Source organism: Tistrella mobilis KA081020-065, assembly GCF_000264455.2.
GTDB lineage: Bacteria > Pseudomonadota > Alphaproteobacteria > Tistrellales > Tistrellaceae > Tistrella > Tistrella mobilis.
Genome location: NC_017956.1, coordinates 3040713 through 3066505, shown reverse-complemented (window position 1 = coordinate 3066505; position 25793 = coordinate 3040713). Strand labels below are relative to the sequence as shown.

20 protein-coding genes and 1 riboswitch are annotated in these 25793 nt (G+C 71.6%); of the genes, 7 read left to right on the top strand and 13 right to left on the bottom strand.

Going from position 1 to position 25793, the window contains the following annotated elements; all coding sequences use genetic code 11:
- Positions 1 to 12 precede the first annotated feature (12 nt).
- Positions 13 to 579, top strand: a complete 567-nt coding sequence (locus tag TMO_RS13940) for a helix-turn-helix domain-containing protein (RefSeq protein ID WP_014746280.1) — start codon at positions 13 to 15, stop codon at positions 577 to 579.
- A 116-nt stretch (positions 580 to 695) separates the two neighbouring features.
- Here TMO_RS13940 and TMO_RS13935 read toward each other — a convergent pair whose 3' ends face one another.
- The 4 genes from TMO_RS13935 to TMO_RS13920 are packed head-to-tail and all read right to left on the bottom strand — an operon-like array spanning position 696 to position 4860.
- Positions 696 to 1166 (bottom strand): group III truncated hemoglobin, encoded by a 471-nt coding sequence (locus tag TMO_RS13935; protein WP_041606397.1) that lies wholly within the window; start codon positions 1164 to 1166, stop codon positions 696 to 698.
- Positions 1167 to 1188: 22 nt separating this feature from the next.
- Positions 1189 to 2151 carry an ABC transporter substrate-binding protein gene (locus tag TMO_RS13930; RefSeq protein ID WP_014746278.1) on the bottom strand — a complete coding sequence of 321 codons (963 nt, stop codon included), beginning with the start codon at positions 2149 to 2151 and terminating at the stop codon, positions 1189 to 1191.
- Positions 2148 to 2909, bottom strand: a complete 762-nt coding sequence (locus tag TMO_RS29500; RefSeq protein ID WP_014746277.1) for a (2Fe-2S) ferredoxin domain-containing protein — start codon at positions 2907 to 2909, stop codon at positions 2148 to 2150. Before TMO_RS29500 ends, TMO_RS13930 begins: the two co-directional genes overlap by 4 nt.
- Positions 2893 to 4860 carry a TonB-dependent receptor plug domain-containing protein gene (locus TMO_RS13920; RefSeq protein WP_014746276.1) on the bottom strand — a complete coding sequence of 656 codons (1968 nt, stop codon included), beginning with the start codon at positions 4858 to 4860 and terminating at the stop codon, positions 2893 to 2895. The genes TMO_RS29500 and TMO_RS13920 overlap by 17 nt, the downstream gene beginning before the upstream one ends.
- A 147-nt stretch (positions 4861 to 5007) precedes the next feature.
- Positions 5008 to 5241, bottom strand: a riboswitch (cobalamin riboswitch).
- A gap of 126 nt (positions 5242 to 5367) precedes the next feature.
- Here TMO_RS13920 and cobW point away from each other — a divergent pair.
- The 3 genes from cobW to cobO are packed head-to-tail and all read left to right on the top strand — an operon-like array spanning position 5368 to position 10887.
- The gene (gene cobW, locus TMO_RS13915) at positions 5368 to 6420 is read left to right on the top strand and encodes a cobalamin biosynthesis protein CobW (protein WP_014746275.1); all 1053 of its coding nucleotides are present in this window, start codon (positions 5368 to 5370) and stop codon (positions 6418 to 6420) included.
- Positions 6421 to 6433: 13 nt separating this feature from the next.
- Positions 6434 to 10228 carry a cobaltochelatase subunit CobN gene (gene cobN / locus TMO_RS13910; RefSeq protein ID WP_014746274.1) on the top strand — a complete coding sequence of 1265 codons (3795 nt, stop codon included), beginning with the start codon at positions 6434 to 6436 and terminating at the stop codon, positions 10226 to 10228.
- Between the two features lie 53 nt (positions 10229 to 10281).
- A complete protein-coding gene (gene cobO / locus TMO_RS13905) occupies positions 10282 to 10887 on the top strand; it encodes a cob(I)yrinic acid a,c-diamide adenosyltransferase (RefSeq protein WP_041606386.1) in 606 nt (201 codons plus the stop codon).
- Positions 10888 to 11424: 537 nt separating this feature from the next.
- Here cobO and TMO_RS13900 read toward each other — a convergent pair.
- The 7 genes from TMO_RS13900 to TMO_RS13870 all read right to left on the bottom strand — a co-directional run bounded on the left by TMO_RS13900 (position 11425) and on the right by TMO_RS13870 (position 19894).
- Entirely contained in the window at positions 11425 to 15681 is a 4257-nt protein-coding gene (locus tag TMO_RS13900; protein ID WP_014746272.1) for an AAA family ATPase, read from the bottom strand.
- 27 nt (positions 15682 to 15708) lie between these two features.
- Positions 15709 to 16407 carry a DsbA family protein gene (locus tag TMO_RS13895; protein ID WP_014746271.1) on the bottom strand — a complete coding sequence of 233 codons (699 nt, stop codon included), beginning with the start codon at positions 16405 to 16407 and terminating at the stop codon, positions 15709 to 15711.
- Between the two features lie 179 nt (positions 16408 to 16586).
- Entirely contained in the window at positions 16587 to 17165 is a 579-nt protein-coding gene (locus TMO_RS13890; protein WP_014746270.1) for a DUF721 domain-containing protein, read from the bottom strand.
- 71 nt (positions 17166 to 17236) lie between these two features.
- Positions 17237 to 18517 (bottom strand): RNA polymerase sigma factor, encoded by a 1281-nt coding sequence (locus tag TMO_RS13885; protein WP_014746269.1) that lies wholly within the window; start codon positions 18515 to 18517, stop codon positions 17237 to 17239.
- The gene (locus TMO_RS13880; RefSeq protein WP_014746268.1) at positions 18498 to 18920 is read right to left on the bottom strand and encodes a YciI family protein; all 423 of its coding nucleotides are present in this window, start codon (positions 18918 to 18920) and stop codon (positions 18498 to 18500) included. The genes TMO_RS13885 and TMO_RS13880 overlap by 20 nt, the downstream gene beginning before the upstream one ends.
- A gap of 103 nt (positions 18921 to 19023) precedes the next feature.
- Positions 19024 to 19641 (bottom strand): cysteine hydrolase family protein, encoded by a 618-nt coding sequence (locus tag TMO_RS13875; protein ID WP_041606382.1) that lies wholly within the window; start codon positions 19639 to 19641, stop codon positions 19024 to 19026.
- A 40-nt stretch (positions 19642 to 19681) separates the two neighbouring features.
- The gene (locus TMO_RS13870) at positions 19682 to 19894 is read right to left on the bottom strand and encodes a hypothetical protein (protein ID WP_014746266.1); all 213 of its coding nucleotides are present in this window, start codon (positions 19892 to 19894) and stop codon (positions 19682 to 19684) included.
- A gap of 156 nt (positions 19895 to 20050) precedes the next feature.
- Here TMO_RS13870 and TMO_RS13865 point away from each other — a divergent pair, with 156 nt between their 5' ends.
- The 3 genes from TMO_RS13865 to TMO_RS13855 all read left to right on the top strand — a co-directional run bounded on the left by TMO_RS13865 (position 20051) and on the right by TMO_RS13855 (position 23793).
- Positions 20051 to 21001 (top strand): LysR substrate-binding domain-containing protein, encoded by a 951-nt coding sequence (locus TMO_RS13865; RefSeq protein ID WP_014746265.1) that lies wholly within the window; start codon positions 20051 to 20053, stop codon positions 20999 to 21001.
- Positions 21002 to 21081: 80 nt separating this feature from the next.
- Entirely contained in the window at positions 21082 to 22257 is a 1176-nt protein-coding gene (locus TMO_RS13860; protein WP_014746264.1) for an A/G-specific adenine glycosylase, read from the top strand.
- A 144-nt stretch (positions 22258 to 22401) separates the two neighbouring features.
- Positions 22402 to 23793: a tetratricopeptide repeat protein gene (locus TMO_RS13855; protein ID WP_014746263.1), complete on the top strand. Its 1392-nt coding sequence runs from the start codon at positions 22402 to 22404 to the stop codon at positions 23791 to 23793.
- A gap of 3 nt (positions 23794 to 23796) precedes the next feature.
- Here the strand turns inward: TMO_RS13855 and TMO_RS13850 are convergent, their stop codons facing one another.
- A complete protein-coding gene (locus TMO_RS13850) occupies positions 23797 to 25044 on the bottom strand; it encodes a site-specific DNA-methyltransferase (RefSeq protein WP_014746262.1) in 1248 nt (415 codons plus the stop codon).
- Positions 25041 to 25700, bottom strand: coding sequence for a ribonuclease HII (locus TMO_RS13845; RefSeq protein ID WP_014746261.1), 660 nt, complete (start codon positions 25698 to 25700; stop codon positions 25041 to 25043). Before TMO_RS13845 ends, TMO_RS13850 begins: the two co-directional genes overlap by 4 nt.
- Positions 25701 to 25793: the final 93 nt, after the last annotated feature.

Sequence of the window (25793 nt, the reverse complement as noted above, 5' to 3'; positions counted from 1 at the left end):
ATGGGCAATATAATGCACAGTCAAGACGGGGAGCGGCCGCCGATCCTTGAGCATGTGGCGGGCAATCTGCGCCGGCTGCGCCAGGAGGCGGGGTTGAGCCAGGAAGCGCTGGCCGCGCGCGCCGGGGTCAGCCGCCGGATGCTGGTCAACATCGAACGCGGCGATGCCAATGTCAGCCTCGCCACGCTCGACCGGCTGGCGGCGGCGCTGGCCGTGCTGTTCGTCGATCTGGTCCGCAGCCCCGACCCGGCGGCAGATCGCGGCCGCATCGCGGCTCTCGCCTGGGCCGGTGCGGCACCTGAAAGCCGCGGTACGCTGCTGACCGGCGTCGCGGCAGCCCAGGCGGCCGAACTCTGGCTCTGGTCGCTCGGCCCCGGCGACCGCTATGCCTCGGGCCCCGATCCTGCCGGCTGGCAGGACATGGTCTATGTGCTGGAAGGCCGGCTGCATGTCGAGGTCGACGGCATCACCCGCATCGTCGAGGCGGGCGACTTCCACGCCTTCCCCACCGACCGCCCCTTCGCCTATGTGAACCCGGGGCCGGGCCTGCTGCGTTTCCTGCGCAACGTCGTCTATTGAGCCGGTCCCGGCCGTTCCGGCCCGGGGGCTGGCCCCACGCTTATTTAAGGCGTTTAATCAGCCGGCGGGCTTATTAAAGAAAATCGCGAAAATTTAAATAAGGGGTGTGGCGGGCGCTATGCCTCTGTCGCCGGCAGCCGCTCGCCCCGGCGGAGCATATGGCCGCGGCCGGCGGCGATGCCGAGTTCCAGGCTGGCGGCGACCCGTTCGGCCTTGTCGATCAGCAGGGCGGCGCCCGCGGGTGTGCAGAGGTCGGTGGCGGTCTCGCGGAAGAGGGCGAGCCAGCGGTCGAAATCGGCGCCCGAGACCGGCAGCGGCAGATGGGCCTGCATCGGCCGGCCGTGATAATCGCCGGTCATCAGGGCGAGGGATGACCAGAAGCGCTTCATCTTCGCCAGATGCGGCCCCCAATCCGCATCCGACAGCCGGGTGGCGAAGAGCGGCGCCAGCACGGGATCGGCCCGCACCCGATCGTAGAAGCGGTCGACCACCAGACCGATCATCGCATCGTCGAGGCCGGTGGCCGCCATCACCTCGCGGGTCAGTGCCTGGCGGCGGGCGGGCCCGCCTTCGGGATGTGCGGTCATGTCGGCCTCCATAGATGCATTTTCAGGGAATGTTATGGGGCGATGGGGCATCTCCGGCAAGGGGTGCGTCTGCGGCCGATTGGCGCGCCGCAGCCAGGATCCGGGCCAGATGGCGGGCGGCGGTGCCGGTGCGGATGCCGGCGACGGTTTCGGAGAAGGGGATGGTCGCCACATGCCCGGTCTGAAGGGCACGAAGACCGGCAAGCGCCGGATCGGCTTCGAGCCGTCGGCGCTTCTCGGCGGCAGGGTCGGCCGTGGTGCCGACCAGCAGGATCAGATCCGGGTCGCGGGCCAGAACGGCCTCCCAGGATACCGTCGCCCAGCGGCCGGGCGTGTCGTCGAAGACGTTGCGCGCACCGCCGCGGGCGAGCAGGCGGGTGAGCAGGCCGTCGCGGCCGATGGTATAGGGCGCTTTCTCGCCGCCGTCATAGATGAAAACCGTCAGTGCCGGCCCGGGCTGCAGGGCCTCCAGCCCGGCCTCGATCTCCGCCACGAGCGCATCGGCCCTTTGCCGCCGATCGAACAGCGCGCCCATCTGCCGGATGTCGGCGATGGCGGTCGCGACCGGATCATCGCCTGCGGTCATGCAGCCCGAGGCCAGCACATGGGTCGGGATGCCGAGCCCCGCGAAGGTCTCCCGCGGGCCCAGCCCGCCGGCACCGAAGGCCGCGGCGAAGCCGCCCAGCACGAGATCCGGCAGCAGACCCGCGACGGCTTCGGTCGCGAGATAGCGGTCGAACCGGATGGGGATGCGGTCGAACCCGGTCTGAAGATCGGGCGGCAGAGCGTCATCGAGATAACCGGCGGCGGCGATCCGGTCTTCAAGGCTCAGGGCGAGCAGGATCTCGATCGCCTGCTGATGCACCACGACCACCCGCTGCGGGGGGATCTGGGGCAGGGGCGGGTTGCCACAGGCATCCGCCGCGCGGGCGGGGCCGGCCCCGAGCGCTGTGCAGAGCAGGAGCAGGGCGACCAGACGCCTCAATCACCCCGCTCCCGGAACAGCAGATCGGCCACCGGCCGGCCGTTCTTCAGATGCTCGACCGCGATCCGGCGGGCGGCCTCGGCATCGGGCACCGCATACCAGAAGCCGCCCGGATGGATCGTCGCCACCGGCCCGCGATTGCAGGGATAGAGGCAGCGGGTGCGGGTGACCATCACCCGCTCCGCCGTCTTGCCGCGCAGCCCCGCCTCTTCCAGCGCATCCAGCATCGCCGTCCAGACGGCGCCCGATCCGCGATGGGCGCAGCGTGGCCCGTCGCAGGCGAAGAGATGGAAGGCATGATCCGGCGGGTCGTTCCAGGACGGCCGGCTGTCGGTGGCGGGGCTCTGGCGGACATCTTCCGCCGCCCCGCTGGTGATCCGCGAGACCACCGCCGAGACGAAGGCGGGGTCGCCGTCCACCGGGTCCGAAAAGGCGATGTCGAGTGCGACGCCCCGGCGGTTGGCCCAGTCATGCAGCGCGCCGGGCAGCCAGCCCCGCAGGCTCATATCCGCGGGCACGATCAGATCGACCACCAGCACCCGGATCCGGCCTTGATCGGCCAGGCCATCCAGTGCGCCCGAGACCGAAGGCACCGCCAGTTCTGCGAAACCCAGCACCACCGGCCCTGCAAAACCGGTCTCGTCGGCGAGACGCGCCGCCACCGCGGCACGCAGGGCCTCCAGCCGCCGCGGACTGCCATAGCCGCGACGGACGAGCAGAAGGATCAGATCGGGGGATCGCTCAGAAACTGTAGCCATAGCGCAGTTCCGCGGTGAGCGGCCGGCCGAGCTGGTCGACCTGACCCGAGGCGCCGGTGGTGCGGCCGGTGGCGTAGTTGCGGTCGAAGAGGTTTTCGACCGTCAGGGTCAGCCGGTGAGCGCCGTTCGGGCCGAAGGCATAGAAGCCCGAGGCATCGAAGACGACATAGTCGCCATATTCTGTGCCACGCGCGCGGACATCGCCGACATGACGGGCATAGAGATCGGCGCCCCAACTGTCACCCGGCGCAAAGCCCCGCGTGTCATCCGGCGTTTCATAGCCGATGCGGACGAAGCCGTGGCGGGTCGGGATGTTGTCGAGCTGCAGCCCGGTGTCCCGACGTTCGGTCGAGACGAAAGTGACCCCGGCCCCGGTCGACCAGCCGCGGGCGAAATCGAGCCCGGCCTCAAGCTCCACGCCTTCCGAGAGCACGCCTTCCGAAATGTTGACGAAGCGGTCGCCGGAGCCGTCGATCATGTCGTCGATCTCGCGGCGGAAGGCCGTGACTTCCAGGGTGAGGCGGGCATCGCGGCCGAGATCGAAGTCGACGCCGCCGCCCAGTTCCACCTCGCGGCTGGTCTCGGGATCGAGGCCCGGATTGCCCTTGGCGCAGCAATCGTCGTTGGCATAGAGCTGCTCGGCGGTGGGCAGGCGGAAGGAGGTGCCGGCAAGCGCGCGGATGAAGGCCGGACCGAAGCCCTGGCGGATGCTGGCCGACCAGACCAGGGCCTCGGCGCCGTCGGCCGTCCAGTTGTAGCGGGTGCCGATCGACAGATCGGTCTCGGGCAGGGCCTCCAGATGTGGCCGGAGCTGGGTGAACAGGCCATAGGCCTCACCGGTCTGCTTGCCGATGACCAGCACATCGTCGGCGCCCCGGTAGAACTGGCTGTCGGCCCCGAAGAGCAGTTCCTGGCCGGCGAAGCGCCAGCGGCCCTGGGCCTTCAGCCCGTAATCCTTGAAGCCCCAATAGTCGCCGTCATTGACCGTGGTCGTGCCGCCGCCGGGCTGATTGTAGATCCGGGTATAGTCCGTATCCCAGACATTGAGATGGGCACGCAGTGCGTAGTCGAAAGCCTGAGAGGGCGTGTGCTCGAAGCTTGCGGTCACGATGTGCTGGGTGCGGTCGTTGAAGGTATCGTGGTTCGACACCGGGCGGGCAAAATCCAGCTTGCCGGCGGCATACTGGTAAAACAGATCCGCGCGTGCGGTATCGCCCAGATGCTGCGTGGCGCGAAAGCCCAGATTGGCGACGCGATAGGACCGGCGGCGGTCGCTGACCGTGGCGTCGATGTCCTCGCTGCGATAGGGGATATACCCGTTGCTCTGGTCGTGGGAGCCGAACACCATCAGATCCAGGGCACCGAGCGCGTTCGGGAAGCGGTCGCCGACCCGGCCGTCGAGATGGCGGGCGCCGTCGCTGGCGAGCCCGGCCGTGATCGCGCCCTCCGGATCGTCGCCGGTCACCCGCCGGGTGACGATGTTGATCACGCCGGCGACCGCCTCAGTGCCGAAGATCAGCCCCTGGGCGCCTTTCACGACCTCGATCCGCTCGATCGCGGCGGTCGATATCGTGTCGATGTAGAGCCCGCCATAGAGCCGGTTGTTGAGCCGTACCCCGTCGAGCAGGATCAGGATATCCGCCGATCTGGAGCCGCGCAGCGAATAGGTGCCGTAGTCGAAGGGGCCGTTCTTGGGCGCGACGTAGAGCCCCGGCACATAGCGCTGCAGCACCCGGGTGACGTCGGCCGAGGGGCCGGCCCGCTCGATCTGGGCGCGGGTCACCACCTCCATCTCCCAGCCCAGGCGGGCGAGGTCTGACGTCGCCGTCTCCTCGATGCCCGGCGCTTCGACCGCCAGGGGGGCGAGGTGGGTTTCCGCCGCGCCGGCAAGGCCTGCGGCGAGAAGGGGTGGCAGGGCTGCAAGCCCCTGAATCCAATAGGTCAAACGCATAAACAGGGTCGCATCCTCGTCGACGGAACGGGACAACGACCGCAGCTAGACTGGTCTGTAAACGGATCCGGAACGGGGGCAGATGGCGGCCGGAACACGGCCCGGAAGGCTACCCCCTTGGGATCAGCGCTCACCGCCCACCGCGGCCTGCCGGTCATGTCACGGGCTGGTATCCGGGCTCGGAAGCCGGACCGGAGATCCGGACCGGGGGCCGTCCCTTCCCAGGTCTTCCGACCCAGTGGTTTCGACGGCCTTTAAGCTTCCACACCGTTGCGGGGGCAGCAGCGGCTTTGCGGGGCTATGAGCCTTCCGCGTACCGCTTTCCCAATTCTCCACCCCCTCCGCCTGGATCGGGGTGGCACCACGTGCGGGCACGATGCTAGCGGCCCGATCCGGCGCGTGCAACGTGATTTCGCAGCCCGGACCGGCTGTCAGAGAGTGGATTGACGACGCGGCCATTCGGCCTCTACCGTTGCCGCGATCGGATCGAACCAACGCGAGGCGCGCATGAGCACCCGGGCGAAAATACCTGCGACGATCGTCACCGGCTTCCTGGGCGCGGGCAAGACCACGCTGATCCGGCATCTGATCGAGAATGCCGGCGGCCGTCGCCTGGCCCTGATCGTCAACGAATTCGGCGATGTCGGCATCGACGGTGACCTGCTAAAGGGTTGCGGAATAGACACGTGCCCGGATGAAAACGTGATTGAGCTGGCGAATGGCTGCATCTGCTGCACCGTCGCCGACGACTTCCTGCCGACCATGGAAGCCCTGCTCGCCCGCGAGCCGCGGCCCGATCACATCATCATCGAAACCAGCGGCCTGGCCCTGCCCAAACCGCTGGTTCAGGCTTTCGCCTGGCCGGGGGTGAAGACCCGCGCCACCGTCGACGGCGTGATCGCGGTGGTCGACGGCGCCGCCCTGGCCGAGGGCCGCGTCGCTAACGACCCCGAGGCGCTGGACCGTCAGCGCGCCGCCGATCAGACCCTCGACCACGAGGCCGAGGTCGATGAGCTGTTCGAGGATCAGCTGGCCTGCGCCGATATGGTGGTGGTGACCAAGGCCGACATGCTGGATGCCGACGGTATGGCCCGGGCCCGGGCCGCGATCGCGCCGGAACTCCGCCCCGCCACCCGGGTGGTGGAGGCGGCGCGCGGCATGGTCGACCCGGCCGTGCTGCTGGGCCTGGGGGCTGCGGTCGAGGACGATCTTGCCGCCCGCCCCAGCCATCACGACGGCGAAAGCGAGGAAGAGCACGGCCACGACGCCTTTGCGAGCTTCGTGGTCGAACTGCCGGAGGGCGTGGATCACGAGGCCCTGCCGGGCCGCATCGGGGCCGCGGTCGAGGCGCACCCGATCTATCGCGTGAAGGGCTTCGTGGCCGTGCCGGGCAAGGCCATGCGCCTGCTGGTTCAGGGCGTGGGCCCGCGGCTGCAGCAGCAGTTCGACCGGCCCTGGCAGCCGGGCGAGGCACGCCGCTCGCGCCTGGTGGTGATCGGGGCCCAGGGGCTGGATCCCGCCGCGGTGGCCGAAGCCCTCGGCGGCCGTCCGGCGAGCTGAGGGTATCGGCGTCATGCATCTGCTTGCAGCCGAACCCGGCCGGATCGACGATGGCGACGAGGCGATCGACCTCCGCCAGAGCCCGGCGGAGATGGTCGTGGTCACGGCTGCGGATACCGAACTCGCCTGTCTTTCGGCCGCGAAGGCCCGGCTGGGCGCCGATGCGCCTGATCTCCGGCTGGTCAACCTTCAGCGGCTGAAGCACCCGATGTCGGTCGACCTCTGGGTCGACCGCACGTTGGCCCGCGCCCGGCTGGTGATCGTGCGCCTGCTGGGCGGCGCCGCCTACTGGTCCTATGGGCTGGAGCGGTTGACGGCGCTGGCCCGCAGCCGCGCCATCGCTTTGGTGGTCATTCCCGGCGACGATCGGCCCGACAGTTCGCTCGACGGCCTGTCGACCGTCTCGGCGCGGGAACGGGCGCTGATCTGGGCCTATTTCAACGGCTATGGCATCGACAATGCCGCCGGGCTGCTGATCCATGCGCAGCATCTGCTGGGTCGGCGGGATGTGCCCGGTCCCGCACCTGTCCGGCTGCCGCCGGCGGGGCTGCATCCGGCGACCACCGGCGCCGTCCCGGCCGATGCCGGGCTGACCGGGGCGGATCTGGCGCGCATCGACGCCCTGGTGGCCGGCGGCCGACCGGTGGCGGCGATCGTCTTCTACCGCTCTCTGGCGCTCGGCGGCCAGACGGCGGCGGTGGAGGCGCTGGCCTCGGGGCTGGAGGCCTGCGGTCTGGCACCGCTGATGGTCCACGCCCAAAGTCTGAAAGACCCGGCAGCGGCCGCTTTCGTGCGCGCGGCGCTGGAGCGGGCGAAGGCCGCGATCGTGCTGAACACCACCGCTTTCGCGCTGGGCGATGCCAATGGCCGGGGCGCGGCGCGCACCCCCTTCGACGGCCTGCCCGGCCCCGTTCTGCAGGTGGTGCTGTCCGGCGCGTCCGAGGCGGCCTGGGCCGGCAGCAGCCGGGGGCTGGGCCCGTCGGACCTGGCCATGCATGTGGCCCTGCCCGAAATCGACGGCCGGGTGCTGACCCGCGCCGTCGCCTTCAAGGCCGAGGCGCGCTGGGACGAGGCGACCGAATGCCCGATCCTGGTTCAGGCACCCCGGCCCGACCGGATCGATCATGTGGCAGAGCTTGCCGCCGCCTGGGTGCGGCTTGCGCGCACGGCGGCGGCCGATCGCCGGGTGCTGCTGGTCATCGCCAATTATCCCAACCGCGATGGCCGGCTGGGCAACGGCGTCGGGCTCGACACGCCCGAGAGCGTGGCCCGGATCCTGGCGGCGCTGAAGGATGCCGGCTATGACACCGGCGATGCGCCCACCGACGGTGCCGCGCTGATGGCCCGCCTGCTGGCGGGGCCGACCAATGATCTGACCCGCGATCGCCAGGGCGGCGTCGCCTGGAGCATCGACAGCTACCGGTCACATTTCGAGACGCTGTCACCCGGTGCGGCTGCCCGGATCGGGGATCGCTGGGGCGCGCCCGAGGCCGACCCCTTCGTGGCCGAGGGCGCCTTCCGGCTGCCGGTGCACCTCTTCGGCAAGGTGGCGGTCGCGGTACAGCCGGCCCGCGGCTACAACATCGATCCGTCCGAGAGCTATCACGACCCGGCATTGCCGCCGCCCCATGGCTATGTCGCCTTTTATGGCTGGGCGCGGCGGAATTTCGGCGCCCATGCCATCGTCCATGTCGGCAAGCACGGCAATCTGGAATGGCTGCCGGGCAAGGCGCTGGCGCTGTCGGCCGATTGCCTGCCCGAGGCGGTGCTGGGTCCCGTGCCCAATCTCTATCCCTTCATCGTCAATGATCCGGGCGAGGGCGCGCAGGCCAAGCGCCGGATCGGCGCGGTGGTGGTCGACCATCTGACCCCGCCGCTGACCCGCGCCGGCACCTATGGCCCGCTCGGCCGGCTGGAGGCGCTGGTCGATGAATATTACGAGGCGGCGGGCATGGATCCGCGCCGCCTGCCCGAGCTTGGCCGCGGCATCGTCGCCGAGGCGGCGAGGCTGGGGCTCGACCGGGATTGCGGCGTGGAAACCGGCATGGCCGAAGAGGCGGCGCTGGCCCGGATCGACGCCCATCTCTGCGACCTGAAGGAACTTCAGATCCGCGACGGGCTGCACATCTTCGGCGAAAGCCCCGATGCGGCCCGGCGCCTGGATCTGCTGGTCGCCATTCTGCGCAGCCCCCGCCATGCGGGCGAGGGCGGCGATGCCTCGATCCTGCGGGCGCTTGCCCGCGATCTGGGGCTGATGGCCGAGGGCTTCGACCCGCTGTCGCGCGATTTCGCCGCCCCCTGGACGGGGCCGCGTCCGGCGGTGCTGGGCCCCTCTGCCGGCTGGCGCAGCCTGGGCGATACGGTCGAGCGGCTGGAGACCCTGGCGCGGGCGCTGGTGGCGGGAGAGATCGCCTGCGATCCCGCCTGGACCGACACCGCGGCCGTGCTGAAGACGGCGGAGACGGTGATCGGCCCCGCGCTCGATGCCTGCGGGGGCGCCGAGATGGCCGCGCTGCTCGCCGGGCTCGACGGCCGGTTCGTGCCCCCGGGCCCCTCGGGGGCACCGACCCGCGGCCGGCCCGAGGTTCTGCCCACCGGGCGCAATTTCTTCTCGGTCGACAGCCGGGCACTGCCCACGCCGGCCGCCTGGGCGCTGGGCTGGAAATCGGCCGGCATGCTGGTCGATGCCCATGTTCAGGAACAGGGCGACTGGCCGCGGCGGATGGTGCTGACCGCCTGGGGCACCGCCAATATGCGCACCGGCGGCGACGACATCGCCCAGGCGCTGGCCCTGATCGGGGCCCGGCCGCGCTGGGACGACGCCTCGGGCCGGGTGATCGGCTTCGAAGTGCTGCCGGCGGGGGTTCTGGGGCGGCCGCGGGTGGATGTCGTGCTGCGCGTCTCGGGCTTCTTCCGCGATGCCTTCCCGGCCCAGATCGACCTCTTCGACAGTGCGGTGCGCGCGGTCGCGGCGCTCGACGACGAAGGTGACGAGACCAACCCGATCGCGGCCGCGATGCGCGACCAGGCCGCGGGCTTTGTGGCCGACGGCATGGAACCCGACCTTGCCCGGCGTGCAGCCGGCTTCCGGGTGTTCGGCTCAGCCCCCGGAGCCTATGGCGCCGGGCTTCAGGCGCTGATCGACGAGGGCGGCTGGTCCGGCCGGGCCGATCTGGCCGAGGCCTATCTCACCTGGGGCGGCCATGCCTATGGTGCCGGCGCCGAGGGTGAGGGGGCGAAGGCGCTGTTCGAGGCGGCGCTGTCGCGCGCCGATGCGGTGGTCCAGAACCAGGACAATCGCGAGCATGATCTGCTCGACAGCGACGACTACTACCAGTTCGAAGGCGGCGCGGCTGCGGCGGTGGAGGCGCTGTCGGGCAAGGCGCCCGTGGTCTGGCACCCGGATCACAGCCGGCCCGAACTGCCGGTGATCCGCAGCCTGGGTGCCGAAATCGGCCGGGTGGTGCGCGGTCGCGCCGCCAACCCGAAATGGATCGAGGGCGTGATGCGCCATGGCTACAAGGGCGCCTTCGAGATGGCGGCGACGGTCGACTATCTCTTCGCCTTCGCCGCCACCACCGATGCGGTGAAGGGCCATCATTTCGATCAGCTCTACGACGCCTATCTGGGCGATCTGCGGGTGCGCGATTTCATCGCCGGGGCCAACCGGCCGGCGCTGGACGAGATGGCCGCCCGCTTTGCCGAGGCGATCGAGCGCGGGCTCTGGCAGCCCGCCCGCAATGCCGTTCAGGACGAACTCGTCCAACTTCGCGCCGAGGCGCGCGCCATCAGGGAGACCACCCCGTGACCGAGGCTTCCGAGACCCCCGCCGCCACCGCTGCCCCCACCGCTGCCGACGCACTGTCCGAGGATCAGGACCGCCGCCATGCAGAGAAGATGGCGAAGAAGAAGGCGGTGCGCGACAAGATCGTCGCCGGCAAGACCATCGAGAAGGGGCTGCTGATCGTCCATACCGGCAAGGGCAAGGGCAAGTCGACCGCCGCCTTCGGCATGGTGCTGCGCGCGATCGGCCACGGCTTCAAGGTGGGGATCGTCCAGTACGTCAAGGGCGCCTGGGACACCGGCGAGCGCACGGTGCTGGAGCGCTTCCCCGACCAGGTGACGATCAAGGCACTTGGCGAAGGCTTCACCTGGGAAACCCAGGACCGCGCCCGCGACATCGCCGCCGCCCGCGCCGCCTGGGATGCGACGCTGGAAATGCTGGCCGATCCGTCTTATCGCATGGTGCTGATGGACGAGATCAACATCGTGCTCCGCTATGGCTATCTGCCGGTCGAAGAGGTGGTCGAGGGCCTGTCGCGCCGCCACCCGGACACCCATGTCATCGCCACCGGCCGCAACGCCCCCGATGCGCTGATCGAGGCCGCCGATCTGGTGACCGAAATGACCATGATCAAGCACCCCTTCCGCGACGGCGTGAAGGCGCAGGCGGGCGTTGAGTTCTGAGGCTGCGGCCGGGATCAACCGTTGTAAACGTCATGAATGCCGTCTCTTTCCCTTGACGCGGGTGGCGTCTGATCACGAAATGTTCTGGTCAGAGGCTGGCCGGCCGCTGGCCTTTCGTCGCAGGGGATGTTCCATGGCTCTCTGGTTCAGGCGGATCTTCGGCGGTGTCAGCCCGACAAGCGGCGGTGGAAAGCAGCCGTTCCAGTCACTCTTCGTGCTGGTCCGCGGGTTCGATGGCGCATTCCGACGCAGCTTGCGGGCTGATGTCATGGCATGTGCGGTCGCGGCCGCTCGTGCGTCTCTGGTGAAGACGACGGCGGCACGGCGGCAGTTCTCCGAACTCCGGCGCATCCACGGAGCGTTTGTGGTAGTCGACCGCGCCGACGGTTCCCGCTATCGGACTCTGCACCCTGCTGTTCGCGAAAGGGTCCTGGCACGCGCGGCGGAGGTTCTGCGCGAGCCTGGACATGCGCGGAAGCAGCCTTGACGACAAGGTGAGATCAGCCGATCCCCAGCCTTCGGGTCGGCTGACCCCGCTCAATCCACCATCCGTTCCGCTTCGGTCAGATCCACCGAGACCAGGCGGCTGACGCCGCGGTCGACCATGGTGACGCCGTAGAGCCGGTCCATCCGGGCCATGGTCATGCGATGGTGGGTGACGACCAGGAAGCGGGTGCGGCCGGCGGCGGCGATTTCTTCTACCAGCGACAGGAAGCGGTCGACATTGGCGTCGTCCAGCGGCGCGTCGACCTCGTCCAGCACGCAGATCGGTGCCGGGTTGGACAGGAAGACGGCGAAGAGCAGGGCCAGCGCGGTCAGCGCCTGCTCGCCGCCCGAGAGCAGGCCCAGAGACTGAAGCTTCTTGCCCGGCGGGCTCGCCAGGATTTCGAGCCCGGCATCCAGCGGATCATCCTTCTCCACCAGCTCCAGCCGGGCACGGCCGCCGCCATAGAGCCGTTCGAACAGGCGGCCGAAGGCGGCATCCACCTCTTCGAAGGCGGCAAGCAGCCGGGCGCGGCCGTCGCGGTTGATGTCGGCGATCGCCCGGCGCAGCCGGTCGATGGCGCCCTGGACATCCTCGCGCTCGGCGAGCGTCGCATCATGGGCGGCCCTGGCCGCGGCATATTCCTCGGCCGCCCGAAGGTTGACGGCGCCCAGCGCCTCGCGCCTGCGGGTGAGATCGGCCACCCGGCGGACAAGCACCGGTTCTTCGGCCGATGGCAGCACCGGCGCCACGAAGCGCGGCCCCGTCTCCGCCACGGGGGGCGGCGGCGCGAGCGGCAGTTCTGGCTCTCCGTCGTCGGACCCGCCATCATCTTCGTCCTCGCCGGCCTCGCCTATGGCGCGGCGCTCGGCGCGCACCGCATCCTCCAGCGCATCGGGGCCCAGATTGAGCCGTTCGCGCAGATCGGCGACGAAGGCGTTCCAGGCCTCGCGGACCTGGTCGCGCTGGCCGCCGGCCCGGGTGCCGGCCTCGCGCGCCTCGGCGAGCTTCTGTTCGGCGGCGCGTTCCTCGGCGGCGGCGGCGGCCCGTGCAGCTTCGGCCTGACGCAGGGTTTCGGTCGCGGCCTCCAGCCGGGCCGTGGCCTCGGCAAGCGCGGCTTCGGCGGCGCGGGCCGCCGCCTCCAGCGCCTCGGGCTGCCCGGCAATCTCCTGCGCGCGCCGGTCGATCTCGGCGGCGCGCCGGTCCAGGGCCGCACGGCGGTCCAGGGCGGCCCGCGCGCGCTCCGCCGCCCGCGCCCTATCGGCAGAAAGCCCCTCGCGCCGGCGCGCGAGCGCCTGAATCTCCGCCGCATGGCCCGCCCGGCGGCGGGCGATCTCGTCACGGGCCGCGCGGAGCGGCGCCAGCGCGGCCTCGGCGCGGGTCACGGCGGCACGGGCCTCGTCCACCGCCGGATCGGCGGCGAGGCGGTCGGCAAGCGCGTCATGGCGGGCAACGGCCGTCCGGGCCTCTTCATCGGCGCGGGCGGCGGCGGCTTCGGCCTGTTCCAGACGCCGCGCCAGGGCCTTGCGTTCAGCCTCCACCCGGTCGAGCTGGCCGCGCGCCTCGGCGGTCTGGCGGTCGAGCTGGCGCAGCCGGCCATCCGCCGCACGCAGGGCCTGGTCGGCCTCGGCGCGGCCCCGGCGGGCCTCGGCCAAGGCCCGGTCGGCCGCGGCCAGGGCCGCCCGGGCGCGGGCCTCTTCGGCCGTGGCCTGTTCAACCGCGGCCCGCGCCGGATCGATGGCGGCTTCCGGATCGACCGCGTCGGCGAGGCTGCGGGCCGCGGCGGCCGCATCCGCCAGGTGCTCTTCGGCGGCGGCGAGCGTCTCGCGGGCAAGCGCCATGCGGGCCGCGGCATCCCGGGCGGCGCTGTCGGCCCGGGCGGCGGCATCGGCGGCCGCCATTGCCTGACGCCGTGCCTCGGCCGCCGCCTTGCGCGCGGCATCGCGCCGGGCGAGTGCGGCCGTCTGGTCCGCGGCTGCGGCGTCGCCGGCGGTTGCGGCCGCCGCCTGTGCCGCATCGGCCGCGGCGATCTCGGTCTCCAGCTGCCGGCGGCGCGCCCGGCGGCGCAGATCGGCGGTGCCGGCATCCTCGGCCGCCCCGCCCCGGCGGCGATAGCCGTCCCAGCGCCACAGCCCGCCATCGGGCGTCACCAGCGCCGCCCCGGCGGGCAGCAGGGGCGCGAGCCTCTGCGCGGTCGCGGCATCCGCCACCAGCCAGCAGGCGGCGAGGGCGGGCGTCAGCACCTCGGGCCCCCGCACCAGCTCCAGCAGCGGCCGGGCGCCGGCATCGATGATCGCCGGGGGCATGGCGGGCGGCGTGCTGCCCGCCACCCAATGGCGCCGCGCCGCCGCATCCAGCCCGGCGCCGAGCCCGTCGCCGAGTGCCGCGGCCAGGGCGGCGGCATGGGTGTCGTCGAGCGTCAGGCTTGCCGAGACGGGTCTTTCCCCTGGTCCACCCGCGGCTTCGGCCGCGATCAGCCGGTCGAGAGAGGCGGCCTCGGCGCCGAGCGCCGCGCGGGTCGCCTCGGCCTCTGCCCGCAGGCGGCGGGCCTCGCGCAGCCGGGTTTCGGCCGCGGCAAATCCGGCCTCGGCTTCCGCTTCGGCGGCGTCGGCCGCGGTTTGCGCCTCTGCCGCCCTGGCTGCGCGTTGTCCGGCTTCCGCCGCGGCGGCGGCACGTCCGGCCGGGTCGGGCAGGGCCGTCAGGGCGGCCTGCGCCTGGTCGCGCCGGGCGGTCGCGGCCGTCAGCCGGGCCTCGATCTCCCGCGCGCGGCGCCGGGCGGCCTCTGCCGCGGCGCGGGCCTCGTCCAGGGCGCGTTTGCGGGCGCCCAGCACCTGGCCGGCCTCGGCTGCGGCGGAAACCGCCGGGTCGCGGGCGGCTTCGGCGGCGCCGAGCGCCGTGTCGGCCGCGGCAAGCGCCGCCTCGGCCGCATCGCGCGCCGCTGCGGCGCGGGCGGCTTCGGCCTCCATCCGGCCCAGGCGGGTTTCGGCCTCGTCCAGTCGGCGGCGGTCGTCCAGCCGGCGGCGCAGATCCTCCAGCTCGCGGGCGGCCAGGCGGGCCGCTTCCTGCAACCGGTCGCGGTCGCGGGCCAGGGCCGCAAGGTCGCGTGCCGCGGCGGCGGCGGCCGCTTCGGCGGCACTGCGCGCGGCCTGGGCCTCTGCGTGTCCGGCCTCGGCGCGGGCCAGGGCGGCCTCGGCTTCTGCGGCGGCGGCGTCGTCGGCGGCGGCCGCCTCGGCCGCCCGGCCGGCTTCGGCCTGCAGCGTCTCCGCCTCGGCGGCAAGCCGGCCGGCTTCCGCCTCCGCCAGCCCGGCCTCGCGCGTGGCGGCCTCGCGGTCCTCGTCCAGGGCAAGGCGGGCGCGGGCCAGTTCCTGGGCCAGCGTGTCGATCCGGGCGCGCTCGGCGGCGATCCGGGCGCCATCGGCCTGGGCGAGATCGCGGGCGGTTCTGGGGGCGTCGAGTGCGGCGCGGGCGGCCTCCGCCGCAGCACCGGCCGCGGCAGAGGCGCGGGCGGCGCGCTCGGCTGTGGCGGTGGCCTGGGCAAGCCCGGCCTCGGCCATGGCCTCGCGCTCGGCGGCGCGTGCCCGGCGTTCCACCAGGGCGATCCGCCGGGCCAGCATCAACTCGGCCTGGGCCAGGCGCAGGCGCTGCGACAGCCGGCCGTAACGCCGGGCTTCGCGCGCCTGCTGGCGCAGCGCCGTCACCCGCTCGGCCAGGGTAGCGATGATGTCGTCGAGCCGGGTGAGATTGGCCTCGGCGGCGCCGAGCCGCTGTTCGGCCTCGCGGCGGCGGGCATGCAGCCCGCCGATACCGGCCGCCTCTTCCAGGATCGCACGGCGGTCAGAGGCGCGGGCCGAGATGATCTGACCGATCTGCCCCTGGCCGACGATGGCGGTGGACCGGGCCCCGCTGGCCGCATCGGCGAACAGGATCTGGACGTCGCGGGCGCGGGCCGGGCGGCCGTTCACCCGGTATTGCGTGCCCTGGCCGCGTTCGATCCGGCGGCGGACCTCGATGGTCTCGGCTTCGGTCCAGGGCGGCGGCGCCCGGCCGTCGTCGTTGTCGAGGACGAGGGTGACTTCGGCGAGGTTGCGCCGGCCACGGCCTTCGGCCCCGGCGAAGATCACGTCGTCCATCTCGGTGCCGCGCAGGGTGCGGGCGGACGCCTCGCCCATCACCCAGCGCAGCGCTTCGGTGAGGTTGGATTTGCCGCAGCCGTTCGGACCCACCACGCCGGTCATCCCCGGCGCGATCTCGACCGTGGTCGGATCGGCGAAGGATTTGAACCCGCTCAGGACCAGCCGGACGAATTGCATCGGCGCGAAGCGCGGTGGTCTGCCGGTTTACGGCAGTTTGTCGTCGATCACCTTGGCGAAGGCATCGATCGGCTGGTCGCCCACCACCTTCTCGCCATTGACGATGAAGGTCGGCGTGCTGTTGATCTCGAAGACCCGCGAGCCTTCAAGGCGCTGGTTCAGGATCTTCTCCTCGATGGCACCGTCGGTCAGGCAGGCCTGCATCTGATCATCGCTGAGGCCGGCAAGGCGGCCATAACGCTTCAGCCCCTCGGTCGGATCCTGCATCACGGCCCATTCGGCCTGCGAGCGGAACAGCACGTCGACGAAACCGGCATAGCGTTCGGGCTGCACGCATTCCGCCAGCTTGGCCGCGACCAGCGCCGGCTCGTTCAGCGGGAAGTGGCGCAGAACCAGCTTGGCCTTGCCGGTGTCGATATAGCGGGTCTTCAGCTCGGGCAGGGTGCCGGCATGGAAGGCGGCGCAATGCGGGCAGGTCAGCGAGGAATACTCGATGATCGTGACCGGCGCCGCCGGGTCGCCGATCACATGATCGCCGGGCATCGCCTGGGCGAGCTGGGCTGCGGCATTGCCGCCCGTGGCGGGGCTCTGGCTGGCCTGGCCGTGCTGGGCGGCCGGCGCCGCTGTCGGTGTCGGGGCTTCGTCCTTCAGGGCGAACTGCCAGGCACCGAGGCCGACGACGGCGACGGCGGCGATGCCGATCAGGCCATAGGTCAGATTGCGCACCGGACGACGAAGCTCCCTAACAACTGGAAATACGGGTGGAAATCGCTGATGCGTCGGCGGCGAGACCCGCCGCGCGACCGGAGTTTAGTGCGGGACGGCGCTGCAAACCAGTCTCGATCCTGCGGCGGCGGGCCGCAGCCGGTGCATGACGGTGCGGAACCCCACAGGGCGCAACCGCATCAGGCACGTCGGCGGGCCGCCTTGTCATAGACCGCCCGGCCCAGCCGTTCCAGCCGCGCGGCCAGATCGGCATCGGGCACGGTGGCGACCAGCTGGCCCAGCCGGCGTTCTTCCGCGGGCGGCAGCGGCCGGACCACTGGATGGGGGCGGGTCTGGGGGGCGGGGATCGGCCCCTGCTGGATGCGCAGCCGCTCCACTGCGCCATAGCCGAAATAGGCGTTCACCCGCTCGATCACCAGATGGCTCAGCATCTGGATCTCGGTCGCGAAGGGGCCGGCGACCTTCACGATCAGCGTGCCGCCGGCGCGGCGCCCGGGCGGGAATTTCAGTTCCAGCGGCATGGTCACCCGGTCGAGCGGCCGGCCGATGATCTGCGGCCAGTCGGTGACGATGCGCCCGGCCATGAAGCCCCGGCGCCTGAGATCGCGGTCCAGAAGCCCGGGCACCAGATCCGCCAGCCGGCGTTCCGCCCGGATCCGCTCGGCCTCCCCCTCTTTGCGCGGGCCAGCGGGCCGCGCTGCGCGGCGGCTGGCGGCGCGGCGGCGCTCGGGGGCGGTATCGGCGGCGGTCTCTGCCATCGGGGCTCCGGCGGCTGGCGGGGTTCGGCGCCCATTCTAGCCCCGTGCGGGCCGGAAGGCGAACCGCATCGTCAGACGACGCAGGCGGCGGCGCGCGCCAGCAGGAAATCCCGCTCCCTGGGATGGCTGGCAAGGGATGCGGCGCGGGTGAACCGCGCCTGCGCTTCCCCCGGCTGGCCAGCCCGGGCGAGCATGTCGCCGATCGCCGCCTGCAGGGGCGCATAGCCGGCAAGCGCCGGTAGCCCGTCGAGCGGTGCCAGCAGGGTGAGCCCCGCCGCAGGCCCGAAGGCCACGCCATGGGCGACCGCCCGGTTCACCTCTACCACCGGCGAGGGCATAACCACGGCCAGCCGGTCATAGAGCCCGGCGATCCGCGGCCAGTCGGTGTCTTCCGCCCGGCCCGCGCGGGCATGGCAGGCGGCCAGGGCCGCCTGCAGGGCATAGGGGCCGTCGGCACCGCCCGAAGCTTCGGTGCGGCGGAGAGCATCCAGTCCCTGGCGGATCAGCGTCCGGTCCCAGAGCCGGCGGTTCTGATCGGTCAGGGGCACCGGCAGGCCGTCAGGGCCGACCCGGGCCGCGAAGCGCGAGGCCTGCAGATCCATCAGCGCGCACAGCCCGTGGATCTCCGCCTCGGCAGGCATCGCCGCGGCCAGGATCCGCCCCAGCCGTCGGGCTTCGTCGGCAAGCGCCGGGCGGATCAGATCGTCGCCGGCGGTGGCGGCATAGCCCTCGTTGAAGACCAGATAGATCACCTCCAGCACCGAGGCGAGCCGGGGCTTCAGGGCGTCGCCCTCGGGGATCTCCCAGGCGAGACCGGCGCGCCCCAGTGTCTTCTTCGCCCGCAGGATCCGCTGGGCGATGGTGGCGTCTTTCGCCAGAAAGGCGCGGGCGATTTCGTCGGTGGTAAGCCCGCCGATCAGGCGCAGGGTCAGCGCCACCCGGGCCTCGGCCGTCAGCAGCGGGTGGCAGGCGGCGAAGATGAGGCCCAGGATTTCGTCGCCGAGGTCATCATCCATCGCCGCCTCTGCCGCCGTCACCTGTGCCGCGCCGTCATCCTCGGGCGCGTGGCCGAGTTCGGCGAGCTTGCGCGCCTGCATCCGCCGGTGGCGGAAGCGGTCGATCGCCCGACGCTTCGCCGTCGCCATCAGCCAGGCGCCGGGCCGGACGGGAATACCGCTGCGCGGCCAGTCGGCCAGGGCGGCAAGCAGGGCCTCCTGCGCCAGGTCCTCCGCCAGATCGATGTCGCGCAGCATCCGGGCGAGCCCACCGATCAGGCGGGCCCGCTCCATCCGGAACACGGTTTCGACCGCGCGGCGGACCGCCGCGTCGGGGTCAGTGTCCGGCAAGGTCATCGCGGACCCGGTCGTGGATCGCCGCCACCTCGGGGGTCAGGACATCGGCGAAATCGGCCATCTCGTAGAAGGGCCGGATTTCGAGCTCGCTGGGGCCGGGCATCGGGTTGGGGCAGCGCTTCGCCCATTCGACCGCCTCGGCCATGTCCTTCACCTCCCAGATCCAGAAGCCGGCGACCAGCTCGCGGGTCTCGGCGAAGGGGCCGTCGATCACGCTGCGGGCAGGGCCGTCGAATGCCACGCGCTTGCCCTGGGCGGAAGGCTTCAGGCCGTCGCCCGACAGCATGATGCCGGCCGCGACCAGCTCTTCATTGAAGCGGCCCATCGCCTCGAACAGATCGACCGAGGGCATGATGCCCGCTTCGCTGTCGGCCGTTGCCTTTACCAGAACCATGACACGCATCGTCTTATCTCCGTTGTCGATGAAGGCTCCGTTGCCCCCTGACATGACGACGAACCGGTCGGGCCGCAATCGACAGCCTGCGGAGATTTTTTGAACGACGGGGTCAGCCGCCCCAGGCGCCGGCATCCGGCACCACCGCCGCGAAGCGGTCGGCGAGGGCCGCGAGCGTTGCGCGATGCAGGATTTCGGCCGGGACCGGCTCGGTCTCACCCGCCGCGGCCGGCAGGTCGCGGGTGGCCGAGGCGCGGCCGACCACGGTTGGCGCAAAGCCCAGATGCAGGGCGGCGCGGGCGGTGCTGGAGATGCAGAGATGGGTCATGAAGCCGGCAAAGACCGGTTGGTCGCGGCCCTCTGCCCGCAGCCGCGCCGCCAGATCAGTGCCGGTGAAACCGTCGGGCAGGGATTTGTCGATCACGATTTCGCCGTCGCGGGGGCCGGCGGCCGGGATGATCAGCGCCCCGGTTCCGCCCGGATCGAACAGCCCGCCGCCGGGCCGATCGAGGTGCCGGAGGTGGATCACCGGCACCTCCAGCCGGCGCATGCGGTGCAGCAGGCGGCAGATTTCATCCAGCGCTGCATCCACCCCCACCAGCGGCAGCCGGCCGTTGCGATATTCCTCCTGCACGGCGACCAGCACCAGGGCGGCCCGCGCCGGTTCGGCCGGCTGAAGCGTGGTGCCGGCATGGGCGAGCAGGGTGGTGGCCGGGGCAGTCAGTGGCATCGGCATGGCTTTCCGTTGGGGGCGGCGGATGGATCCGGTTTCAGAAGGGCCAGCAGGGACGGGGCGGTTCGCAATACGGATCGCCGAGGCCATAGGCCTGGCGTTCGGCGGCCGGAATCCGGCCGGGACGGTCGCTCCGCACCAGGCGGTCGATGTGCCGGACAAGGGAGATCAGGGCCGCAGACAGCGGTGCCACCGACGGAAAGACGGCGCGCCGCCGGTCCATGCAGGGGGCCGACGGGGAGGGGGACATGGTTCGTCTCCGGAGTTCATGATACGGTCCTGAGACTACGGCGAGCCGGCCCCGGCCGCGACGGAGCCTTTCTCGCCCATAGCCTCAATCAGGCTGAGCCTGGGTCGGGCAGGACCCGGACCCGACGGCTCGCCCTCCAGGACGGGATCCACCTGCGTGAGCCAGCCGCCGCTTCGCCGTCGCCGGTTGCCGCCCTTGCTGGCGCTGCGTCATTTCGAGGCCGCCGCGCGCCTTGGCGGCTTCTCCCGCGCGGCCGAAGAGCTGGGCGTCACGGCTGCGGCCGTCAGCCAGCAGGTCCGCCAGCTTGAAGACTGGCTGGGCCGGCCGCTCTTCGCCCGCCATGCGCGTGGGGTGGAGATGACCGAATATGCCCGCCGCCTGCAGCCGGCGCTGACCGACCAGTTCGACCAGCTGGAAACCGAAATCCGGCGGGTGCAGGAGGTCACCTCCGAATTCGGCCTGACCGTCTCGACGCTGGCGAGTTTTGCCGGCCGCTGGCTGCTGCCGCGGATGGAGCGGCTGACCGCGGCGCTCGGCGGCCGCCAGGTCAGCCTGCTTGCCGCCTCGACGCTGGCTGATTTCAATCGCGACGGCGTCGATGTCGCGATCCGCTATGGCGGTGGCCGCTATCCGGGGCTGGTGGCGCACCGGATCCTGCCCGGGCGGATGGTGGTGGTTTGCGCGCCGGCGATGGCTGCGCGGCTGCGCAGCCCGGCGGATCTGGCCCGCGTTACCCTGCTGCATGACGAGATCGACCCGGCCGGCAGTTTCGTCGATCCGGGCTGGACCGATTTCCTGCGCCATCATGGGCTGTCGGGCGTCGATGGCGGCCGGGGGCCGCGCTATGGCCTGACCTTTCTGTGCCTGGACGCGGCGGCGGCCGGCATGGGGGCGGCGATCGTGCCGCTGGGGCTGGCGGTCGATGCACTGGTGACCGGCGCGCTGGTCCGGCCCTTCGCCGAAAGCCTGGACGTCCCCCACGACTATTGGGTGGTCTATCCCGAAGACCGCGAGGGCGCGCGGCCGATCCGCGATTTCCTGACCTGGATTCAGGCGGAAGCCGAATGCCAGCTGAAGGCCCTGCCGCCGCCGCGGGGCGGCGGTTGAGGCGCAGCCGGGCCTTGCCGCCGGCATTGCTCCGGTCTATGTCAGGGCCTTCTCTCGTTCAGCCAGGATGTCCGCCGCCGATGCCCCGAGGCCGCCCGCCCAAGACCCGGATCGCCGCCGGTCCTGCCGTGCCGCCGATCGATCCCGCGCGCCGCGACCGGCTGCGCATGCGGCTGCTGCACTGGTACGACCACAACCGCCGGGTGCTGCCCTGGCGGGCAGCGCCGGGCGAGACCGCAGATCCTTACGCCGTCTGGCTGTCCGAGATCATGCTTCAGCAGACCACGGTTGCCGCGGCCGGGCCCTATTTCCGCGCCTTCCTGGACCGCTGGCCGCGGGTGACCGATCTGGCCGCCGCCCCCCGGGAAGAGGTGCTGGCGCGCTGGGCGGGGCTCGGCTACTACGCCCGCGCGCGCAACCTTCATGCCTGTGCTCAGGCGGTGGCAGCGGATCATGGCGGCCGCTTTCCCGATACCGAGGCTGGGCTGCTGGATCTGCCGGGTGTCGGCCCCTATACCGCGGCGGCGGTGGCGGCGATCGCCTTCGACCGGCCGACCGTGCCGGTGGACGGCAATGTCGAGCGGGTGACCGCGCGGCTTTATGCCGTCACGACGCCCCTGCCGGATGCCAAGCCGGAACTGCGCGCCCGCGCCGCCCAGTTCGCCCATGACTACCGGCCGGGCGATTTCGCCCAGGCGATGATGGATCTGGGCGCCACGCTCTGCACCCCGCGCCGCCCCGCCTGCCATCGCTGCCCCTGGACCGGCGAATGCGCTGCCGAGGCACGGGAGATCGCCGACGACCTGCCCGCCCGCCTGCCCAAGGGGGAGCGGCCGGTGCGCCATGCCGTGGCCTTCGTGGCCCTGGCGCCCGGCGATGCGCTGCGCATCCGCACCCGCCCCGAAGGCGGGCTGCTGGGGGCCATGACCGAAGTGCCGGCCACGCCCTGGCGCGAGGGGGCGCCCTGGGACGAGGCAGAGGCCCTGGCCCATGCCCCGCTCGGCCCCACCGGCTGGCGGATGCTGCCGGGCACGGTGGTTCATGTCTTCACCCATTTCCGGCTGGAGGCGCGGGTGATGCTGCGCCGGATGACCAGGGCCGAAGCCGCGGCCCTGGATGCGGCCGAAGCGGGGGAGGCGGGCGATCCGCGCTGGTGCAAGCCCGAACATCTGGGCGTCGCCGGCCTGCCGAGCGTGATGGCCAAGCTGGTCGAACATGCCGGTGTCGGTGGCCGCCAGCAGGGGCTGCCCTTCTGACCCCGGCCGGTGGATCAGGGGGGCTGCGGCAAACGGAACCCTTGATCCGCCGGGCCCGGCGCACCCAGACTGGTGCAGGCGGCGGTGACGGCCATCCGGCCCGGTCACCGCCCGCCGCAGCGCGACAGCAGGGGATGCCTGGACATGCCGATCAGCCGACAGACCGACCGTCTCGACAATGCCGTGACCACCGGCCGGTCGGGCACCATCGACGGCATCGACGCTTTCATCGGCGGTTTCCTGGGCTACAGGACCGAGGCGGTCGACCTGCTGCCGGCGGCGGATGCCGATCATGATTCGGCCCTGGCCCAGGCCTATGCGGCAGCCCTGCACATGTTCGCCGAAACCCCCGATGCGGTCGCCAATGCCACGCCCTATCTGGCCCGGGCCGAGGCCGCGGCCGGCGATGCCACCCCGCGCGAGCGGCTGACGGTAGAGGCGGTGGGCGCCTGGGTCCGGGGCGACATGCCGCGGGCGATCCGTCTGCATGAAGAGACGGTGGCGCGCTTTCCCCGCGATCTGGTCGCCGCCAAGCTCGGCCAGTATCACGCCTTCAATCTGGGCGACAGCCCGACCATGCTGCGCATCGTCGACCATGCCGTGCCCCATGCGCCCGAGGTGGCGGAACTGCACGGCATGCGCGCCTTCGCGCTGGAACAGTGCCATCTGATCGACGAGGCGGAGGCGGAAGCGCGCGAGGCGATCCGGCTGCGCCGCGACGAGCCCTGGGCCCATCATGCCATCGCCCATGTCTGCCTCAGCCGCGGCCGCACCGATGACGGGCTCGCCTTCATGCAGGAGATGAGCGAGACCTGGGTCGGGCTCAACTCGTTCATGTCGACCCACAATTGGTGGCATCTCTGCCTGTTTCTGCTGGATCGCGACCGGGTGGACGAGATTTTCGCGATCTATGACGGCCGGGTCTGGGGGGTGTGGAAGGAATATTCCCAGGACCAGATCAATGCGGTCTCATTGCTGATGCGGCTGGAACTGGCCGGGATCGATGTCGGCGACCGCTGGGCCGATCTCGGCAGCTATCTGGCGCTGCGCACCGGCGACCATGTCCAGCCCTTCCTGGACCTGCAATATCTCTACGGTCTGGCCCGCGCCGGGTTGACCGAGAAGGCCGATGCCCTGCGGCTGGCGATCCATGCCCATGCCCGCGCCGTGCCGCCCTTCCTGGTGCCGGCCTGGGCGGAGGTGGCGGTTCCGGCCGCGGACGGCCTGCTGGCCCATGCGAAGGGCGAATGGCAGGCGGCGATCCGCGGCCTGGGCCAGGCCCTGCCGCGGATGACGGAGATCGGCGGCAGCCATGCTCAGCGCGACCTGTTCGAACAGGTCTATCTGGATGCCCTGATCAGGGCCGACCGGCTGGTGCCGGCCCAGCAGATGCTGGAACTGCGCCGGGCGGCCACGCCCGAGGTGCCGGCGACCCTGCGGGCCCTGTCGAATGTGTATGGCAGGCTTGGTCTGGATGCCCGTGCCCAGGCGCTGCTGACCCATGCCGACGCGCTGACCCGCCGCTATCGCGGCTGACGCTCAGGTCGTGACGGAGAGGGGGGCCGGGATGTCGGTCCCGGCCGCATTCTCTTCTGCAGCATCCTCTTCCGCGGCGGTCAGCGGCTCTTCGGCCATTTCGGCGCGCAGCCGGCGGCGCAGTTCATCGATCGGGGTCAGCGTGCCGTTGCGGGCGCGGGTGTGCCAGAAGGTCCAGCCGTTGCAGGAGGGGCCGCCCGAGGCCTTTACCCCCATCTGATGGATGGAGCCGAAGGCGGCGTTGCGGCCGCGGCCGGTTTCCACCAGACCGTCGGCGCGGACCTTGACCGAATGGCGGGCCTGCCGGTCCCAAAGCTTCGTGCCCACCGGCAGCAGGCCGGTTTCCACCAGCAGGCCGAAGGCGATGCGCGGCTCGCGCTCCACCCCGTCGCCGCCCAGCAGCTTCGGGTCCGGCGTCTCGGGCGCCTCGGCAAGGCGCCGCATCGCCAGGTCGACATAGCCCGGGTCGCGCTCGATGCCGATGAAGCGCCGGCCCAGCGCCTTGGCGGCGACACCGGTCGATCCGGTGCCGAAAAACGGATCCAGCACCAGATCCCCCGGCGCGGTCGCGGCCTGAAGCACCCGGTAGAGCAGGGCCAGGGGCTTCTGGGTCGCATGGGCCTTGCGGCCCTCGCCATCCTTCAGCCGCTCGGGGCCCGAACAGATCGGCAGCAGCCAGTCGCTGCGCATCTGCAGCCCGTCATTCAGCCGCTTCAGCGCCTTGTAGTTGAAGCGATAGCGGGTGCGGGCGTCGCGGGCGGCCCAGATCAGGGTCTCATGGGCATTGGTGAAGCGCCGGCCGCGGAAATTGGGCATCGGGTTGGTCTTGCGCCAGATCACGTCGTTCAGGATCCAGAAGCCCAGATCCTGGATCGCGGCGCCGACCCGGAAGATGTTGTGATAGCTGCCGATCACCCAGATCGTGCCCTGGGGCTTCAGCACCCGGCGGGCCTCGGCCATCCAGGCATGGGTGAAGGCGTCATAGGCGGCGAAATCGGGGAATTTGTCCCAGGCATCCTCGACCGCGGCCACCCGGCTGTTGTTGGGCCGGTGCAGCGGCCCGGCCAGCTGCAGATTATAGGGCGGGTCGGCGAAGATCATGTCCACCGATCCCGCAGGCAGGCGGCGCATCACCTCGATGCAGTCGCCGGCAAGCACGCTGCCGGCCACGGCGTCGGGGTCGATCGGGTCGATGGGCGCCGGCTCTGCCGGCGATGGAGCGGACGTCCTGTCGCTGCGCCGGCGCCTCATTCGGCCGCAACCTCGTCTGCTGCCGGCTCGGTCTCCACCGGTGCACCGGCGATCAGCCGGGCGATCGGCGCGAAACTGGTCCGGTGATGGCCGGTGGTGCCCTGGCGTTCCAGCGCGGTCAGATGCTCGGCCGTGCCATAGCCGGCATTGTGCGCCCAGCCGAAGCCCGGATGGATCAGGTCCAGTTCGGCCATGATCCGGTCGCGGGTGACCTTGGCTATGATCGACGCCGCGCCGATCGCGGCCGAGCGGCCGTCGCCGCCGATCACCGGCACCGTCGGCACCGGCAGTTCGGGGGTGTGGTCGCCGTCGACGATCGCGAGTTCCGGCGGCCGGCCGCCGGCATCGAGGTCGGCAAAGGCGCGGCGCATGGCCAGCATGCTCGCCTTCAGGATGTTCAGCCGGTCGATCTCGCGCACCGACGCCTCGCCGATGCCGACCCGGGCGCGTTCCATGATCAGCGGGAACAGGGCTTCGCGCCTTTTGCGGCTCAGCTTCTTGCTGTCGGCCAGACCTTCGATCGGACGCGCGGGATCCAGGATCACCGCCGCCGCGACCACCGGCCCCGCCCAGGGGCCGCGCCCGGCCTCGTCGATACCGACCACGGCCAGCGGATCGGTCAGTTCGCGGACCAGCGCCGCCTCGGCCGCAGCCATGGCCGCGGCCGCCCGTTCACCCCCCCTGCGGCCACGCTTGCGTGGCGCCGCTTCGGTGGCGGGGGCGGCCGGTCTGCGCCTTGCGCGCGACGG

Excerpts from the sequence above, each read along its gene's own strand:
- TMO_RS13880 (WP_014746268.1), bottom strand. The coding sequence starts at position 18,920 with ATGCGTGTCATGGTTCTGGTAAAGGCAACGGCCGACAGCGAAGCGGGC.
- TMO_RS13860 (WP_014746264.1), top strand. The coding sequence starts at position 21,082 with ATGCCCCGAGGCCGCCCGCCCAAGACCCGGATCGCCGCCGGTCCTGCC.
- TMO_RS13870 (WP_014746266.1), bottom strand. The coding sequence starts at position 19,894 with ATGTCCCCCTCCCCGTCGGCCCCCTGCATGGACCGGCGGCGCGCCGTC.
- TMO_RS29500 (WP_014746277.1), bottom strand. The coding sequence starts at position 2,909 with ATGGCTACAGTTTCTGAGCGATCCCCCGATCTGATCCTTCTGCTCGTC.
- cobW (WP_014746275.1), top strand. The coding sequence starts at position 5,368 with ATGAGCACCCGGGCGAAAATACCTGCGACGATCGTCACCGGCTTCCTG.
- TMO_RS13900 (WP_014746272.1), bottom strand. The coding sequence starts at position 15,681 with ATGCAATTCGTCCGGCTGGTCCTGAGCGGGTTCAAATCCTTCGCCGAT.
- TMO_RS13850 (WP_014746262.1), bottom strand. The coding sequence starts at position 25,044 with ATGAGGCGCCGGCGCAGCGACAGGACGTCCGCTCCATCGCCGGCAGAG.
- TMO_RS13890 (WP_014746270.1), bottom strand. The coding sequence starts at position 17,165 with ATGGCAGAGACCGCCGCCGATACCGCCCCCGAGCGCCGCCGCGCCGCC.
- TMO_RS13920 (WP_014746276.1), bottom strand. The coding sequence starts at position 4,860 with ATGCGTTTGACCTATTGGATTCAGGGGCTTGCAGCCCTGCCACCCCTT.
- TMO_RS13885 (WP_014746269.1), bottom strand. The coding sequence starts at position 18,517 with ATGACCTTGCCGGACACTGACCCCGACGCGGCGGTCCGCCGCGCGGTC.
- TMO_RS13845 (WP_014746261.1), bottom strand. The coding sequence starts at position 25,700 with ATGGCTGCGGCCGAGGCGGCGCTGGTCCGCGAACTGACCGATCCGCTG.
- TMO_RS13935 (WP_041606397.1), bottom strand. The coding sequence starts at position 1,166 with ATGACCGCACATCCCGAAGGCGGGCCCGCCCGCCGCCAGGCACTGACC.
- cobN (WP_014746274.1), top strand. The coding sequence starts at position 6,434 with ATGCATCTGCTTGCAGCCGAACCCGGCCGGATCGACGATGGCGACGAG.
- TMO_RS13855 (WP_014746263.1), top strand. The coding sequence starts at position 22,402 with ATGCCGATCAGCCGACAGACCGACCGTCTCGACAATGCCGTGACCACC.
- TMO_RS13875 (WP_041606382.1), bottom strand. The coding sequence starts at position 19,641 with ATGCCACTGACTGCCCCGGCCACCACCCTGCTCGCCCATGCCGGCACC.
- TMO_RS13940 (WP_014746280.1), top strand. The coding sequence starts at position 13 with ATGCACAGTCAAGACGGGGAGCGGCCGCCGATCCTTGAGCATGTGGCG.